Genomic DNA, 16390 nt, shown 5'->3' on the forward strand with positions numbered 1-16390 from the left:
CCATGGCGCCTTCGATGGCCGTGCGGTGTCCCGCCCTCAGCGGCCCTGGTACGTGGCCGCCGTCGAGCGGATCGTGCCGAGCTTGTCGTAGAGCTTCTTGCCGGGGCAGCTCGTGGCGAAGCCGTCGCGATGACCGGAGATGACGTTGAGTCGTACGTTCTTGCCCTTTCCGTAGAGATTGCCACCACCGGACTTCAGGTATGTCTTTCCGCGCGGATTCATGCCGTGCAGACCGAGCTTCCACGCGGTGAGCCGGGCGACCGCCTTCACGGCGGCGGAGGACGGCTTCTTGGAGGTGTAGGTGCCGAGGACGGCGATTCCCATGCTGTTGGAGTTGAACCCCAGGGTGTGGGCGCCCAGTACCGCCTTGGACACGCCTCCGGCCCGTCCCTCGTAGATCTTTCCGCACTTGTCGATGAGGAAGTTGTAGCCGACGTCGCGCCAGCCCATGCTCGTGACGTGGTAGCGGTAGATACTGCGGATGACTGACGGTGCCTGCTTGCAGGTGTAGTTGTTGCCCGTGGCCGAGTGGTGCACGAAGGCCGTCTTGACCTTCTTCGTGTACACGAACTTCCTCTCGCGCAGCTTCTCGTCGGCGCCCCAGCCGCGGCGCGTGGTGATGCTCGGGCGGGGACCGACGTACGGCTTGGCCTTCTGCTGCGCCGTCTGCGCGCCGGTGCCGCCCAGGGCGACGAGTGCGGCCTCGGTCCGGGCACGGTCCAGGGCCGGGATCTCGGTGGCGCCGAGCGGGGCGAGGTCCGTGTTGACGGCGGACGCGGCGACGGCTTCCGGGGACTCGTCGGTCATGGACGTCATGGCGGACGTGGACGTCATGGCGGTGGTGCGGGGGCCCTCTTCCGGCCCGGGGGCCGCCGCGGGCGGGGCGCCCTCGCCGGGGTCGACGAGTTCGAGGCGCATCCCCGTGGGGAGGGGGGACGCGGTGGCCCGGACCGCCCCGCTGGCCTCCGTGTCAGGGGAGGTCTGGGTGGCCCGGGAGGTCTGGGTGGCCCGGGACGCCTGGGAGGTGCTCGACGCCGTTACCCGTACTTCCACGCCGTCGGACTCGCCCACCCACAGCGGAGCGGTGGCGCCGCGGACGCGGCCCGACGCGCTTTCGGGGGTGCCGGGGTCGGCGGCGTGGTCCGCGTTGTGGGTCTCCAGTTCCTGCCAGCCGGACCAGGCGCCGGTGGCGGTGGCGCGGGTCCGGACCTGGACGTGGCCGTGCAGTTCGGTGTCCGGGTTGTCCCAGACGACACCGACCAGCGAGAAGTGGCGTACGTCGCGGCGGGGCACGCCCTGTTCGACGGCGCCGGGGGTGCGGTTGTGGGTGAGGGGGGCGAGGGGCAGCGACTGGGTGCTGCCGGGGACGTACGCCTCGGGTCGCACCGTCCTGCCGGTCGTGGGCTCGGCCGCGGAAGTGGCCGCCGCCGCGGGCGGGGCGAGAGGGAGGGCCAGGGCGGCCGCGCACGTGACACCGATCGAGGAAGCAAGGAATCCACGCATGCCACCGATCGTGGACATCACCGTACAAATCTGTCTATCCGTGACCTGACGGGCTGTAGGGGGTTTTCGTCCGATCCGGTGGCCGCGCGGTACGCCGTACGCTCGGTGCGCGCCCGTGGGCCCGCGTACGCTTGCGCGGGTGAACGCGACCGACCGCACCCCTGCCGACCTGCTGAGTTCCGCGCTCGCCGCGGACCCGGGACGCCCCCTGGTGACCTTCTACGACGACGCCACCGGCGAACGCGTCGAACTGTCCGTGGCCACCTTCGCCAATTGGGTGGCCAAGACCGCGAATCTGCTCCAGGACGAACTGTCCGTCGAACCCGGCGACCGGGTCGCCCTGCTGCTGCCCGCGCACTGGCAGACGGCGGTGTGGCTGCTGGCGTGCGCGTCGGTGGGTGTCGTCGCCGACGTGGCGGGTGATCCGGCGGCGGCCGACGTGGTGGTGAGCGGGCCGGAGCCGGAGACGCTGGAGGCGGCGCGGACGTGCTCGGGCGCGCGGGTCGCGCTGGCGCTGCGGCCGCTCGGGGGGCGGTTCGTGCCGCGTCCGCCGGAGGGCTTCGCCGACTACGCGGTGGAGGCGCCGGGGCAGGGCGACCGGTTCGTGCCGTACGTGCCGGTGGACCCGGAGGCACCCGCGCTGATCGTGGCCGGGCGGGAGTTCAGCGGGGCGGAGGTCGTGGAGCGGGCCCGGGCGGAGGCGTCGGGGCTGGGCCTCACGGGACCGGGTGCGCGGATCCTGTCGGGGCTGCCGTACGACACGTGGGAGGGGCTGAGCGCGGGGCTGTACGCGCCGTTGGCCAGTGGAGGGTCGGTGGTGTTGTGCCGGCATCTGGATCAGGCGGAGGCGGGGGCCGTGGACCGGCGGATCGAGGCGGAGAGGGTGTCGGCCACGGCTCGTTGACCGTCCGCCCCTGAAGTCGACCATTCCGTCCCTGAGGCCGACCGTTGCGTCCCTGAAGCCCGGAAAACCGACCACTGCACCCCTGAGTCGACCGCTCGTCCCCCGGAGCCGGCCGCTCGCCTCGGCCGGACCGGCGCACCCCCGTTCGGGTCAGTCCCGCTCCGCCCCCGGCGCCCGCTCGGGGCATGGTCGTAGGAACGCACGCGTGCGGGACGGAGGGAGACGTGAGCGGTGACGACGCGGGTACGCCCCTCGGTGGGCCCGGACCCGGCGCGGGGGCTTCCGCGACCGGGGGCGGGCTGAGGCGGCGGCGTCGGAGGCGGCGGCTGGGGTGTTCGGGAATCGCCGTCGCCGTGCTGGCCGTGGCCGCCCTGGGCGTCGGGTGGACGGTGTACACCAGGCTGGACGGCAACATCACGTCGGACGATGCGGCGGCGGCCGAGCTCGCCCGGTACGCGGAGGAGCGGCCCGCCGCACTGGTCCGCGGCGCGCGGAACGTACTGGTGATCGGGTCCGACTCGCGGTCCGGTGACGGCAACGCGCGCTACGGGCGGGACTCCGGGACGGAGCGGTCGGACACCACGATCCTGCTGCATCTGGCCGCGGACCGGGACAGCGCCACCGCCGTCTCCCTCCCCCGCGACCTGATGGTGGACGTGCCCGGCTGCCGCCGGCCCGACGGGTCCCGCACCGCGCCGGTGTTCACGCAGTTCAACCACGCCTTCGAGGCGGGTGGTTCGGCATGCACGATCCGCACGCTGGAGAGGCTGACCGGCATCCGGATCGACCACCATGTCGTCGTCGACTTCCAGGGCTTCACGGAGATGGTCGACGCGCTCGACGGCGTCGAGGTGTGCCTGCGCGAACCGGTCGACGACGAGGACGCCGAACTGAGGCTGCCCGCGGGCCGGGTGACGCTCGACGGGGAGCAGGCGCTCGGCTACGTCCGCGCCCGCACGTCGCTCGGGGACGGCAGCGACACCGACCGGATGGACCGGCAGCAGCGGTTCCTGGGGGCGCTCGTCAACAAGGTGCAGAGCGATGACGTACTGCTGAATCCGGTGAAGCTGTACCCCGTTCTGGACGCGGCCACGTCGTCCCTCACGACCGATCCGGACCTGGCGAGTCTGCGTGGTCTGTACGACCTCGTGCGCAGGCTGCGCGGCATTCCCGCCGAGCGCGTGCAGTTCCTGACCGTCCCCAGGGAGTCGTACGCGGGTGACCCCAACCGCGACCAACTCGTGGAGCCCGACGCCGAGAAGCTCTTCACCCGCCTGCGGACGGACGAACCCGTGGCGGTCGCCGCGACCGCCGGGCGGGACACGGCGACCGGTTCCGGAAACCCCCGCGATCCCGGCCCCGGTGATTCTCCGGCGCCGACGTTCAGCGGGAACACCGCCGCGAAGGACATCTGCGGGTAAAACGCATTCCGGACGGCGCCGGGCGTACAAGTCATGTGCGGAGCGGACACGTCGGAGGAGGCACTTCTCCAATGAATGCGCCGTATTGCCCAGTTGTAAGTTCGATTAAATGCGTCACTTTCGTCGCCCTGTACCGAACAGGGCGGTTAGTGTGAGCGATCCGGTGTGCCCGGCCACGAGGCTCTGCCCGAGGCCGGGTGCCGAATGAGCTGGACCGGGCGCCGGAGGGGAAGGCGCCGCGTGGCACCGACGGAGGACTCGGACAACCGTGGACGCGCAAGGCCGTGGGCGGGCGGACGGTATCGACCCCGCAGACCAATGGGTACTCAATCCGCAGACCGGCGAATACGAATTGCGACTGACCCCTTCCGCACCGCAGTCGCCGGTCCCGCGGCCCCGGGGCGCCGCATCCGGCGGAATCCGCGATTCCCGCGATTCCCGCGGTTCCGGCGATGCGCGTGAACCCCACGGATCCGGCCCGCCCGGCGGCGCGCACGACCGCGGCGCACAGGCTTCGGCGACCGCCGGCCATGAGGTTCCCCCACCCCGCAGACGCCGTGCGGCACCCGAGGAGCCGCCACCCGGGCGGCGCGGGCGACGGCGGCCGGCGCAGAAGAAGTCGAAGGGCAAGAAGATCCTGCTGTGGACCGGCGGCACCATGGCGTTCGTCGTCCTCGCCGCCGGCACGGCCGGGTACCTCTACCTGCAGCACCTCAACGGCAACATCGAGTCCGTCCCCGACGACGGCGCGAGCACCGGTGGCTTCCAGAAGGACAAGGCGATCAACATCCTGCTGATCGGCACCGACAAGCGCACCGGCGCCGGCAACGAGGGCTACGGCGACACGGGCAGCGCCGGCCACGCCGACACCACGATCCTCCTGCACGTGGCCAAGGACCGCTCCAACGCCACCGCCCTCAGCATCCCCCGCGACCTGATAGTCGACATCCCCGACTGCCCGACCACGCAGGAGGACGGGACGACGAAGGTCATTGCGGGCTCCACCGGCGTCCGCTTCAACAACAGCCTCGGCCAGAGCGGCCGTACGCCCAGCTGCACCATGCGGACCGTCACCGAGCTGACCGGCATCACGCCCGACAACTTCATGGTGGCCGACTTCAACGCGGTCAAGACGCTCACGACGGCGGTCGACGGCGTCGAGGTGTGCCTGGCCAAGGACATCAACGACCCGGACTCGCACCTGAACCTGCCCAAGGGCCCGCACACGATCGAGGGCGAGCAGGCGCTGGCCTTCGTACGCACCCGGCACTCCGTGGGCTTCGGCGGCGACCTGAGCCGCATCGAGATCCAGCAGCAGTTCCTCAGCGCGCTGATGCGCAAGCTCAAGTCCAACGACACGCTCACCAGCCCGTCGAAGATGCTGAACCTGGCGGAGGCCGCGACCGAGGCACTCACCGTCGACTCCAAGCTGGACGACATCAGCAAGCTGAAGGACCTCGGGCTGGAGCTGGGCAAGCTCAACACCAAGAACCTGACCTTCGCCACGGTGCCGGTGAAGGACAACCCGGCCGAGAAGGTCCCGGTCACCGTCGTCCTCCAGGACGGGCCCGCCCAGCAGGTCTTCGACATGATCAGGAACGACGTCTCCTTCACCGAGGTCAAGCAGAAGGAGAAGGCGCAGGAGAAGAAGGAGGCCGCCGCCGTCGCCGCCCGCCTGCAGGGCGAGAAGTCCGACCCCTCCGAGGTTCGCGTCCGCGTCCTCAACGGCGGCGCCGCCGACGGCAGCGCCCAGCGGGAGCTCCGGTACCTCCAGACCGAGGCCGGCGTCCCCAAGTCCGAGAACGGTGGCAACGCCCCCGCGGACATCGCCAGGACCACCCTCGAATACGCCCCCGACCAGGCCGACCAGGCCCGCGCCCTCGCCGAGATCCTCGGCCTGTCCGGCGCCGCCATGAAACCCGGCGAGAGCGTCACCAACGCCCAGGGCCTGCCCACCATGACCCTCACCCTCGGCAAGGACTTCAAGGGCGCCGGAGTCAAACTCAACGCCACCTCCGGGCAGGCGCCCAAGGAGGTTCAGAAGTCCACGGCCGACAAGGTCGAGTGCGCGAAGTGACCTGACGGGCCCCGCGCGCATCTCCCCGTACGACCGCCCACCGGTACGGCCGACCATCGGTACGACCGCCCACCAGTACGGCCGTCCACCGGTACGGCCGTCCACCGGTACGGCCGGTCACCGGTACGGCCGGTCACTGCCGGGACCGGAGCAACCCGTGGGGACGGCCGTACAGCCAACGAGGGGCCCCGTACGTCCAACTGTGCGAACAGGTCGCGCACAGGGGCACGTTGGCGGGCCCGAGGGTGGGAGAGGGACATGACGCAGAGCAGGGTGCACGGGGAGGGAACACGACCGGGCGCCGTCCGGCACGCCCGCGGTGGCAGGGGCGGCAGGGAAGCCGGAAGGGGCTCTCCGGACGGCGGCGGCACGGGCACGGGCGGACAGGACGGCCCGGGGGGCGGGAACGGCAGCCGGTCCGGACGGCGGCGCGCCGGACGCCGGCACCGCGCACTCCGGTGGTCCGCGACGGTCCTCGCGGTTCTGATACTCGGCACGGCCGGCGCCGGATACCTCTACTACGAGCACCTGAACGGCAACATCGAGAAGGGCGAGCGCAGCAGCGGCGACTCCAAGGCGCACCGGACCGAGCCGAACGCGGCCGGACAGACTCCCCTGAACATCCTGCTGATCGGCTCCGACAGCCGCGCCTCCGACGCGAACGTGGCGCTGGGCGGCGGCAAGGACACGCGCGACAACCCGCCGCTGGGCGACGTGCAGATGCTCATCCACCTGGCCGCGGACCGCAAGAGCGCCGCGGTGGTCAGCATCCCGCGCGACACCCGGGTCGACATCCCCGAGTGCACCGACCCGGACAGCGGCGAGAAGTACCCGGCGACCAACACGATCATCAACGAGTCGCTGGGCCGCGGCGGCGCCGGCTGCACCCTGGCCACCTGGGAGAACCTCACCGGGGTCTACATCGACCACTGGATGACGATCGACTTCGCGGGCGTGGTGTCGATGGCGGACGCCGTCGGCGGGGTCGAGGTCTGCGTGAACCAGAACGTGTGGGACCGTCCGCTGCCCCGCGTGCCCGGCGGCTCGGGCCTGAAGCTGACGGTCGGCCCGCACAAGGTGCAGGGCGAACAGGCCCTCCAGTGGCTGCGCACCCGGCACGCCTGGGGCAGTGACGTGCTGCGGGCCCAGGCGCAGCACATGTACATGAACTCGATGATCCGCACCCTGAAGGAGCAGAACGTCTTCACCGACACCGGCAGGCTGATGGACCTGGCCGAGGCGGCCACGCGGTCCCTGACGGTCTCCGAGGAGATCGGCACGGTCAAGAAGCTCTACGACCTGGGCATGCAGCTCAAGACGGTGCCGACGGACCGCATCACCATGACGACGATACCCACCGTCCAGGACCACCGGAACGAGAACCACCTGCTCCAGGCGGGCGCCGACGCGGAGAAGATGTGGGCGATGCTCCGCGACGACGTGTCCTTCGACGACAAGGGCACCGAGGACACCGGAAACGACGCCGGAAAGGGGACGGGGGAGGAGACCGGAAAGGACACCGGAAAGGACACCGGCCGGACGCCTTCCGGCGACTCCCCCGCCGCCGACTCCGAGATCGGCGTCCTCGTCCGGAACGCCACCCGCTCCGCCACCCTCGGCCCGGTCGGTGGCCGTGCGGGCGCGCTCGCCCAGGCGCTGGTGGAGAAGGGTTTCGGCAAGGCGACGAAGGACGCCTCGGCCGCGCTCTCCGAGGAAAGGACCGTGGTCCGCTACCCGAACGCCGAGCTGGCGGGCGACGCCCGGCGCGTCGCCGAGGTGCTGGGAATTCCGGCGCGTGCGGTGCGGGAGTCGACGGACGTGTCCGGGATCACGCTCGTCGTGGGAGCGGACTGGCGCTCGGGCACGTCCTACCCGAAGCAGAAGACGCCCGAGGCCGGAGACCTGCCGGACAACAGCGACGCTCTCAACGGCTCGGACACCGGTAAGTGCATGGATGTGTACAAGCCCTACCGATGGTAGGAGCTTATGAAAATAGGAGGGATTGCCCTGTTGTAGGGGCGTCGAATTTGTCACCAGTGTCGTTCGACGCTGAACTGGGCCGATAGTGTGAGCGCTCCAGTGCCCCCGCTGCGAGGTCCGCCCTGGCGTCGTGCACTTGATGACCCTTACCGTGCGCCTTCCGGAGAAGGTGCCGCGTGGCCCCCGCCGGAGGATTGGGAGACCGTGGACGCGCAAGGACGTGGGCGGGCAGACAACGTCGATCCCGCAGACCAGTGGGTATTGAATCCGCGCACCGGTGAATACGAACTGCGACTGTCCCCTTCCGCACCGCAGTCGGCTGTCCCGGGCCCCCGCCGGGCCGCCCCCCGTGGCGCCGGCGCCACGGACGCCTCCGCGGCCGACGGCGGCACCGCCGGCCGGGCACGTCGTACGGCCGCGCCCGGCCGCGAGGTCCCGCCCCAGCGGCGGCGCCGTCCCACACCCGAGGAGCCGGTGCCCGGCCGGCGCGGGCGGCGGCCGGAGAAGAAGAAGTCGAAGGGCAAGAAGGTCCTGCTGTGGGCCGGCGGCAGCACGGCGTTCATCGTCCTGGCGGCCGCTGCCGGCGGCTACGCCTACCTCAAGCACCTCGAGGGGAACGTCTCGACGACGGACGTCGGCAACGCCGGCAGCAGCAGCTTCAAGAAGGACGAGGCCTTCAACATCCTCGTCATCGGCACCGACAAGCGCACCGGCGCCGGCAACGAGGGCTACGGCGACGCGGGCAGCGTCGGGCACGCCGACACCACGATCCTCCTGCACGTGGCCAAGGACCGCTCCAACGCCACCGCGCTCAGCATCCCCCGCGACCTGATCGTCGACATCCCCGACTGCGAGACCACGCAGGAGGACGGAACGAAGACGGTCGTCCCCGGGCAGCAGGACGTCCGCTTCAACAAGAGCCTCGGCGAGGGCGGCCGGAACGCGGGCTGCACCATGCGCACGGTGAAGGAAGCGACCGGTATCCAGCCGGACCACTTCATGATGGCCGACTTCAACGCGGTCAAGACGCTGACCACCGCGGTCGACGGGGTCGAGGTCTGCGTGGAGAAGGCCGTCGACGACAAGAAGTCCAAACTCAAGCTGCCCGCGGGCAAGTCCGTGGTCGAGGGCGAGGACGCACTCGCCTTCGTCCGCACCCGGCACGCCTTCGGCAACGAGGGCGACCTGGACCGCATCAAGGTGCAGCAGCAGTTCCTGGGCTCGCTCATGCGGAAGATGTCCTCCAGCGACACCCTGACCAGCCCCACCAAGCTGGTGAAGCTGGCCGAGGCCGCGACCAAGGCCCTGACCGTGGACAAGCCCATCGGCAACGTGGGCACGCTCAAGGACATCGCCCTGGAGCTGAAGAAGGTGCCGACGAAGAACATCACGTTCCTCACGGTGCCGGTGAAGGACAATCCCGCCGAGAAGATCAAGGCGACGGTCGTCCCCCTGGAGACGGAGGCGCCCCAGGTCTTCGACATGATCAAGAACGACATCTCCTTCACCGAGGTCAAGGAGCAGGAGAAGAAGGAGGCCGCGGCCGTCGCCGCCCGCCTCCAGGGCGAGAAGTCCGACCCCTCCGAGGTACGCGTCCGCGTCCTCAACGGCGGCGCCCCCAGCGGCAGCGCGGGCAAGGAGCTGACCTACCTCCAGACCGAGGCCGGCGTCACCAAGTCCGAGAACGCCGGGAACGCCCCCGCGGACATCGCCAGGACCACCCTCGAGTACGCCCCCGACCAGGCCGACCAGGCCCGCGCCCTCGCCGAGATCCTCGGACTGTCCGGCGCCGCCATGAAACCCGGCGAGAGCGTCACCAACGCCCAGGGCCTGCCCACCATGACCCTCACCCTCGGCAAGGACTTCAAGGGCGCCGGAGTCAAACTCAACGCCAAATCGATCAAGACGCCGGAGCTGGACAAGTCCACGGCGGACCAGGTGCAGTGCGCCAGTTGACCTGACGGGCCTGTCGTACGTCTCACAGGCAGGCGACGGGCCCGCGCCGTGGCGCGGGGGTGGGGAGGGACGCGGACGTGACGCGGAGCAGTGTGCAGGGGGAGGACACGCGGCAGGGCGCACCGGACGCCCCCGAGCGTGCGGAGACCGCCGTCGGCGGCGCGGAGGGCACCGGTGACGGCGACGGCGGTGCCGAAGCCGGCAGACGCCGGCCCCGCAGGGGACGCCGGGTGCTGCGCTGGACCGCGGTGACACTCGCCGTGCTCCTGGCGGGCACGGCCGGTGCCGGATACCTCTACTACGAGCGCCTCAACGACAACATCAAGAAGGACGCCCTGAACCTGGGCGACAACAAGGTCGCCGCGCCGACGCCGAACGCGGCCGGGCAGACCCCGCTGAACATCCTCGTGATCGGCTCGGACGCCCGGGACAGCGAGGAGAACCAGCAACTGGGCGGCGCCCGCGACACGTTCGGCGCCACACCGCTGGCGGACGTGCAGATGCTGGTGCACCTGTCCGCCGACCGCAGCAACATGTCGGTCGTCAGCATGCCGCGCGACACCCTCGTGGAGATCCCCAAGTGCACCGACCCGGACGACGGGAAGGTCTACCCGGCGAGCGAGGGCCGGACGATGACCAACCAGAGCCTCGGGCACGGCGGCCCCGGCTGCACGGTCGCCACCTGGCAGGAGCTCACCGGCATCCACATCGACCACTTCGTGATGGTCGACTTCGCGGGCGTGGTGTCGATGGCGGACGCCGTCGGCGGCGTCCCGGTCTGTGTGGACGCCAACATCCACTCGCGCGACGGCCAGGGCCACGGCTCCGGCCTGAAGCTGGAGAAGGGGACGCACCCGGTCAAGGGCGAGCAGGCCCTGCAGTGGCTGCGCACCCGCTACGGCTTCGACGACGGCAGCGACCTGGCGCGGGCCGAGGCCCAGCACATGTACCTGAACTCGATGGTCCGGACGCTGCGCGAGAACGCGACCCTGAGCAGCCCGAACAAGCTGCGCAGGCTGGCCGAGGAGGCCACCGGGGCGCTCACGGTCGACCCGGGCCTCGACACCGTCAAGAAGCTGTACGACCTCAGCAACGAGCTGCGCAAGGTGAAGCCGGAGCGCATCACCATGACCACGATGCCCAACCGGTACGTGGGCGCCCGCGTGGAACCGACCGAGGACGCGGAGCGGTTGTTCCGGCTGGTGCGGGAGGACATCGCGCTGGACGGCAAGGACGAGAAGAAGACGGCCGGCAAGAAGCCGGAGGTCCCGGGCGACCCGGCCGCCGCCGACGGCGAGATAGCGGTCCAGGTCCGCAACGGCACCCGCACCGACCGGCTCGGCGCGGCGCGCGGACGCGCGGACACGGTCGCCGGACTGCTGGTGGAACAGGGCTTCACCAAGGCGGTCACCGACCCCTCGGTGCTGCCCAGCGAGGACCTCACGGTCGTCCGCTACCCGAGTGCCGACCTGGAGGGCGACGCGCGGCGTGTGGCCGAGTCCCTGGGGATCCCGGCGAGTTCGGTGCGGCGGTCGACCGACGTCTCGGGGGTCACGCTGATCGTCGGCGCCGACTGGCGCGAGGGCACGGCGTACCAGGCGCCCGCGGCAGACGACAAGGCCCCGGAGTCGGCCGAGGCCCTCAACGGCGCGGACGAGGGCGCCTGCATGCACGTGAACCCGGCGTTCACCTGGTCCTGAGCGGCGTCACCGGGTTCCGGAGGCGTCCGTCACCAGGTTCCGGAGGCGTCGTCACCGGGTTCCGGCAGCGTCCGTCACCGGGTCCCGGCGGTGTCCGCGTCCGGCTGCACGGCCGGGCGCCGCGAGGCGATGACCCGCTTGGCCAGCGACCGCGGGCTGGTCAGGAAGCCCCAGCCCCACGACATGTGCATGGTCGCCAGCGCCACCGGGATCTGCGCCCGCGCCTTCAGCCCCAGCCCCTTGCCGGCCGGGACCGAGCCGGCGGCGATCGCGGCCAGGTAGCCGCCGGGGATCACGAAGCCCCACGGGGTGAGCGCCGCGCCGACCACGACACCGGCCGCGATGGCGCACACGGCCGTCGGCGGGGCGAGGTAGCGCAGGTTGATGGAGCCGGAGTGGTAGCGGGCGACGACGTGCCGCCAGCGGCCGTAGTCCTTGTACTGCTTGGCCAGCGCCCGCACGGACGGCCGGGGCCGGTAGGAGACCCGCAGCTCGGGCGAGAACCAGATCAGACCGCCGGCCTCGCGGATGCGGAAGTTCAGCTCCCAGTCCTGGGCACGGATGAACTCCTCGTTGTACCCGCCCTGCCGCTCCAGCGCCTCGCGCCGGAACACGCCCAGGAACACCGTCTCGGCGGGACCGGCCTCGCCGCCCGTGTGGAAGGCGGCGTTGCCCACGCCGATCTTCGACGTCATCGCGGCGGCGACGGCGTCCTCCCACGCGTTCTCGCCCTCGGCGTGCATGATGCCGCCGACGTTCTGCGCGCCGGTCTCCTCCAGCAGCCGTACGGCGGTGGCGATGTAGTTCGGCGAGAGCATGCCGTGGCCGTCGACACGGACGACGACCGGATGGCGGGAGGCCTTGATCGCGGCGTTCAGCGCGGCGGGCGTACGGCCGGTGGGGTTCGGCACGGTGTGCACGCGCGGATCCTCGGCGACGAGCTCGGCGGCGATCTCGTCCGTACGGTCCGCGGAGGGACCGAGGGCGATCACGACCTCCATCTCGCCGGCGTACTCCTGGGCGAGGATGGCGCGGACGGAGCCGCGCAGATGCCGTTCCTCGTTGAGGACGGGCATGATCACGGAAACGGCGGGCAGCCGCACGTCGGACTTGGCGTTCATCGGTGCTCACGTTACCGCGAACGGGGGACACGGGCGCGCGCCGCGGGGGTCACGGCCCCGGGCAGCAGATCGTATGGGCCTACGGTGCTCACGGATCGCACGTCCGGCCGCACGGCCCCGTCCTCGCGGAGGTGTCCCTTGCCCATGCCGCCCCGCTCCCCCCGGGTCCCGGCCTCGCCCCCCCGGGGCGGCCCGCCGCCGCAGCACGGCGGCTCCGGATCGTCCCGGCGCCCACCCGGTCCCCCCGTACGGCGGAGAAGGCCGCGCTGGGCCATGCGGGCGGTGACGGCACTGTCGGTGGTGGTGCTCGCCTCCGCGGGGATCGGGCACGCGGTGCTCGCCGGCCTGGACGCGGACATCTCACGGGTCGACGCCTTCAAGGACATGAAGAACCGGCCCCGGGACGGTGACGGCATGAACATCCTGCTGGTCGGCACCGACGGCCGCGACCGGATCAGCGAGGCGGAGCGGCAGGAGTACCGTCTCGGCGGCGCCCCCTGCCACTGCACCGACACGATCATGATCGTGCACATCTCGGAGGACCGGGAACGCGCCAGCGTGGTCAGCCTGCCGCGCGACTCGTACGCCGAGACGCCCGACCACACCGACCGCACCACCGGCGAGCACCACGAAGGGCACCCCCTCAAGCTGAACGCGGCCTACGCCGAGGGGGGTCCGCAGCTGACCGTCCGCACCGTCGAGAAAATGACCCGCGTGAAGATCGACCACTATCTGGAGGTCGACTTCACCAGCTTCATGAAGACGGTGGACGTCCTCGGCGGTGTGCGGATCTGCACCGCCCAGCCGCTCAGGGACAGCCACACCGGGCTCGACCTGCCGGCCGGCACCCACCGGCTGATGGGCGGGCAGGCGCTTCAGTACGTCCGCGCCCGCCACCTCGACGGGACCTCGGACCTGAGCCGGATGCAGCGCCAACAGCGCTTCCTGGCCGCCCTGATCGACCGGGCGACCTCCTCGGGGCTGCTGCTGAACCCGCTCAGGTTCCGCGACGTCATCCAGGCGGTGCTCGGCTCGGTACGGGCGGACAGGGGGTTCGGCACCGACGAGCTGCTGACGCTCGGGCGGGCGATGCGGAACTTCTCGCCGTCCTCGTCCGAGTTCACCACCGTGCCCGTCGCCGAGACGGGCCACGACGTCAAGGGCATCGGCTCGACCCTGAAGTGGGACCCCGTGGAGTCCGAGCGGCTCTTCGACGCCCTGCGCGAGGACAGGCGCCTGGCCGCGCCGGAGCGGAGGCCCGAGGGTCCGGCGCCGGTGCGTGTCCCGGTGGACCCGGGGCAGGTCCGGGTCCAGGTGGAGAACGGCACGCGTACGCCGGGGCTCGGCAAGCGGGTGGACGACGCGCTGGCCGCGGCCGGGTTCCGCACCACCCGGGCCCCCAGGAACGCCACCGACCACGCGGTCGAGCGGACCGTCGTCGTCTTCGACCCCCGCTGGCACCTCTCGGCGAAATCCCTGGCCGCCGCCCTGCCCGGCAGCGAGCTGCGGCCGGCCGAGGGGCAGGGCCCGACCCTGAAGGTGATCGCGGGCGCCGGCTTCGAGGGGGTCGTGGAGGTGAAGCCGGCCGACCCGCCGCGGGAGACGGGCACGGTGGTGCGCGGCGACGAGGTGGCCTGCGGGAAGAAGTGACCCGTCGGGGTCTCAGTCGCCGGAGACGGTGACCTTCTCGTCGTTCTTCAGCTGCTCCACCAGCTTCTTCACCTTGGCGTCGTCCCACTTGAGGTTGGAGCCGACGCTGCCCGAGACCGGCATGTTCATCGACGTGCCGTCGCCGCCGCTGACGCTCTTCATCGCCCAGAACATGCCGGCCAGGTCGAACAGGCCCATGTCCTTGTCGACGATGAGGGAGTCCAGGCCCGCGCCCATGGTCGGGTACAGCTTGAACGGGTTGAGGACGGTCGACGGGGTGGCCACCTGGCTCGCCAGCGCCGACAGGAACTTCTGCTGGTTCTTCGTCCGGTCCAGGTCGGAGCCGGCCAGCGCGTACCGGGTGCGGACGAAGGCGAGGGCGTCCTCGCCGTTCAGGGTCTGCTTGCCCTTCTTGAGGTCGGCGCCGGACTTCGTGTCCTTGATGTCCTGCGGGATGTCCATCTCGACGCCGCCGACCGCGTCCACGATGTTCGCGAAGCCGGCGAAGCCGATCTCCACGTAGTGGTCCAGGCGCAGACCGGTGTTGTGCTCGATGGTGCGCACCAGCAGTTCGGGGCCGTCCTCCGCGTACGCGGCGTTCAGCTTCACGTGCCGGCCGGTGCCCTCGTACTTCTTGCCGGACTCGGAGCCGACGAAGCTCGGGATCTCCACGTCCGAGTCGCGGGGCAGCGAGATCAGCGTCGACCCGTTGTCCCCGGTGTGCAGGATCATCATCGAGTCGGTGCGCTTGCCCTCGGCGGAGCCGGTGTGCAGGTCCTTCTTCTGCTCGTCGGTCATGCCCTCGCGGCTGTCGGAGCCGACGATCAGGTAGTTCGTGCCCTCGCCGGCCTCCGGCCGCTCGATGACCTTGGACAGGTCGACCTCGCGGTTGAGCTTGGAGTCGGCCCAGAAGTACGTGCCGACGGTGGTCACGACCAGCGCGGTCACCACCGTGATCGCGGTCCACTTGATCCGGCGGCGCCAGTCCGGCGCGGGCCGGCCCGCGCCGGGACCGCCGGGTCCGGAGCCGGGGCCCCGGCCGCCGGGGCTGCCGTAGACCTGGCCGGTGTTGTAGCCGCTGTCGTACCCGTCCTGCCCCGCGTGGCCCTGACCGTCGGCGTACGCCGGCTGCCGCGGGACTCCGGTGCCGTACGGCGGTGCCGCCGGGCCCGGTCCGGGCGGCGGCGCCTGGCCGCGGCGGACCTGTCGCATCACGCGGGCGCTCTCGGGCCGCGCGCTCGCGCTGCCGCGTCCGTAGCCGCCGCCTCGGTTGTCGCCGGTCCGTCCCTCGGGCCAATCAGTCATGCGCACCAGTGTGCAGGTCCGCACCACGGCCCATAAGGGCCGTCGGAAAATAAGGTCAGCGCTGTTGCGAAGCTGACACAAATTACTGGCATGTCGCCCCGGCATAAGGTGGAGGCCATGACAGACCAGGCAGAACAGGCCTCGACCTCGCAGTCGGCGACTCCGGAGATCCCGGGCAAGCCGACCTCGGCCTCCCGCACCACCCTCAGCCACATCATGACCCACAGCGACACCAACCTCCTGGGCACGGTGCACGGCGGAGTGATCATGAAACTCGTCGACGACGCGGCGGGCGCCGTGGCCGGGCGGCATTCCGGCGGCCCCGCCGTCACCGCGTCCATGGACGAGATGGCGTTCCTCGAACCGGTCCGCGTCGGCGACCTCGTCCATGTGAAGGCCCAGGTCAACTGGACCGGCCGCAGCTCCATGGAGGTCGGCGTCCGGGTCCTGGCCGAACGCTGGAACGAGTCCGCCCCGGCCACCCAGGTCGGCTCGGCGTACCTGGTCTTCGCGGCGGTCGACGCGGACGGCAGGCCGCGCGCGGTCCCGCCGGTCCTCCCGGAGACCGGGAAGGACAAGCGCCGCTACCAGGAGGCCCAGATCCGCCGCACCCACCGCCTGGCCCGCCGCCGCGCGATCATGGAGCTGCGGGAGCGCCGGGCGGCGGAGGGGTACGAGGACTGACCGTCCGGGGGCGGCTTCCGGGGCCGGCGCGGAGGCGCGGTTGAGCGGGTACCGCGCCGTACGGCCCTCGACCCGCGTACGGCCGAGGG

Annotated in this window: 11 protein-coding genes; 8 read left to right on the forward strand and 3 right to left on the reverse strand. The window is 71.3% G+C overall.

The features are described from left to right. Positions 1–36: 36 nt before the first annotated feature. The gene (locus ACP4IX_RS17640) at positions 37–1503 is read right to left on the reverse strand and encodes a peptidoglycan recognition protein family protein (protein WP_426521406.1); all 1467 of its coding nucleotides are present in this window, start codon (positions 1501–1503) and stop codon (positions 37–39) included. Positions 1504–1642: 139 nt separating this feature from the next. Between ACP4IX_RS17640 and ACP4IX_RS17645 the strand changes: the two genes are divergently transcribed. From ACP4IX_RS17645 to ACP4IX_RS17670, 6 genes are all read left to right on the forward strand, one after another. Further along, positions 1643–2407, forward strand: a complete 765-nt coding sequence (locus ACP4IX_RS17645) for a TIGR03089 family protein (protein ID WP_426521404.1) — start codon at positions 1643–1645, stop codon at positions 2405–2407. Positions 2408–2592: 185 nt separating this feature from the next. Continuing rightward, positions 2593–3828, forward strand: coding sequence for an LCP family protein (locus tag ACP4IX_RS17650; protein ID WP_426521402.1), 1236 nt, complete (start codon positions 2593–2595; stop codon positions 3826–3828). A 268-nt stretch (positions 3829–4096) separates the two neighbouring features. Beyond that, entirely contained in the window at positions 4097–5905 is a 1809-nt protein-coding gene (locus ACP4IX_RS17655; RefSeq protein ID WP_426521400.1) for an LCP family protein, read from the forward strand. 258 nt (positions 5906–6163) lie between these two features. After that, the gene (locus ACP4IX_RS17660) at positions 6164–7885 is read left to right on the forward strand and encodes an LCP family protein (RefSeq protein ID WP_426556058.1); all 1722 of its coding nucleotides are present in this window, start codon (positions 6164–6166) and stop codon (positions 7883–7885) included. A gap of 204 nt (positions 7886–8089) precedes the next feature. Beyond that, entirely contained in the window at positions 8090–9841 is a 1752-nt protein-coding gene (locus ACP4IX_RS17665; RefSeq protein ID WP_426521396.1) for an LCP family protein, read from the forward strand. Between the two features lie 77 nt (positions 9842–9918). After that, positions 9919–11541 carry an LCP family protein gene (locus ACP4IX_RS17670; RefSeq protein ID WP_426521394.1) on the forward strand — a complete coding sequence of 541 codons (1623 nt, stop codon included), beginning with the start codon at positions 9919–9921 and terminating at the stop codon, positions 11539–11541. Between the two features lie 74 nt (positions 11542–11615). On the opposite strand, the gene ACP4IX_RS17675 is transcribed toward ACP4IX_RS17670, so the two are convergent. Beyond that, positions 11616–12662, reverse strand: coding sequence for a glycosyltransferase family 2 protein (locus ACP4IX_RS17675; RefSeq protein ID WP_426521392.1), 1047 nt, complete (start codon positions 12660–12662; stop codon positions 11616–11618). A gap of 273 nt (positions 12663–12935) precedes the next feature. Between ACP4IX_RS17675 and ACP4IX_RS17680 the strand changes: the two genes are divergently transcribed. Then, positions 12936–14312, forward strand: coding sequence for an LCP family protein (locus ACP4IX_RS17680; RefSeq protein ID WP_426521429.1), 1377 nt, complete (start codon positions 12936–12938; stop codon positions 14310–14312). A 12-nt stretch (positions 14313–14324) separates the two neighbouring features. On the opposite strand, the gene ACP4IX_RS17685 is transcribed toward ACP4IX_RS17680, so the two are convergent. Continuing rightward, positions 14325–15617 (reverse strand): LCP family protein, encoded by a 1293-nt coding sequence (locus tag ACP4IX_RS17685; protein WP_426521390.1) that lies wholly within the window; start codon positions 15615–15617, stop codon positions 14325–14327. A 117-nt stretch (positions 15618–15734) separates the two neighbouring features. Here ACP4IX_RS17685 and ACP4IX_RS17690 point away from each other — a divergent pair, with 117 nt between their 5' ends. Beyond that, positions 15735–16301 (forward strand): acyl-CoA thioesterase, encoded by a 567-nt coding sequence (locus ACP4IX_RS17690; RefSeq protein ID WP_426521388.1) that lies wholly within the window; start codon positions 15735–15737, stop codon positions 16299–16301. The last annotated feature ends 89 nt before the right edge of the window (positions 16302–16390 follow it).

The sequence above is a fragment of the Streptomyces sp. WG5 genome (assembly GCF_049974565.1).
Lineage (GTDB): Bacteria > Actinomycetota > Actinomycetes > Streptomycetales > Streptomycetaceae > Streptomyces.

Bases quoted from the DNA above. Each gene is read 5' to 3' on its own strand.
- ACP4IX_RS17675 (WP_426521392.1), bottom strand. From the start codon at position 12,662: ATGAACGCCAAGTCCGACGTGCGGCTGCCCGCCGTTTCCGTGATCATG.
- ACP4IX_RS17640 (WP_426521406.1), bottom strand. From the start codon at position 1,503: ATGCGTGGATTCCTTGCTTCCTCGATCGGTGTCACGTGCGCGGCCGCC.
- ACP4IX_RS17685 (WP_426521390.1), bottom strand. From the start codon at position 15,617: ATGACTGATTGGCCCGAGGGACGGACCGGCGACAACCGAGGCGGCGGC.
- ACP4IX_RS17680 (WP_426521429.1), top strand. From the start codon at position 12,936: ATGCGGGCGGTGACGGCACTGTCGGTGGTGGTGCTCGCCTCCGCGGGG.
- ACP4IX_RS17690 (WP_426521388.1), top strand. From the start codon at position 15,735: ATGACAGACCAGGCAGAACAGGCCTCGACCTCGCAGTCGGCGACTCCG.
- ACP4IX_RS17650 (WP_426521402.1), top strand. From the start codon at position 2,593: ATGGTCGTAGGAACGCACGCGTGCGGGACGGAGGGAGACGTGAGCGGT.
- ACP4IX_RS17660 (WP_426556058.1), top strand. From the start codon at position 6,164: ATGACGCAGAGCAGGGTGCACGGGGAGGGAACACGACCGGGCGCCGTC.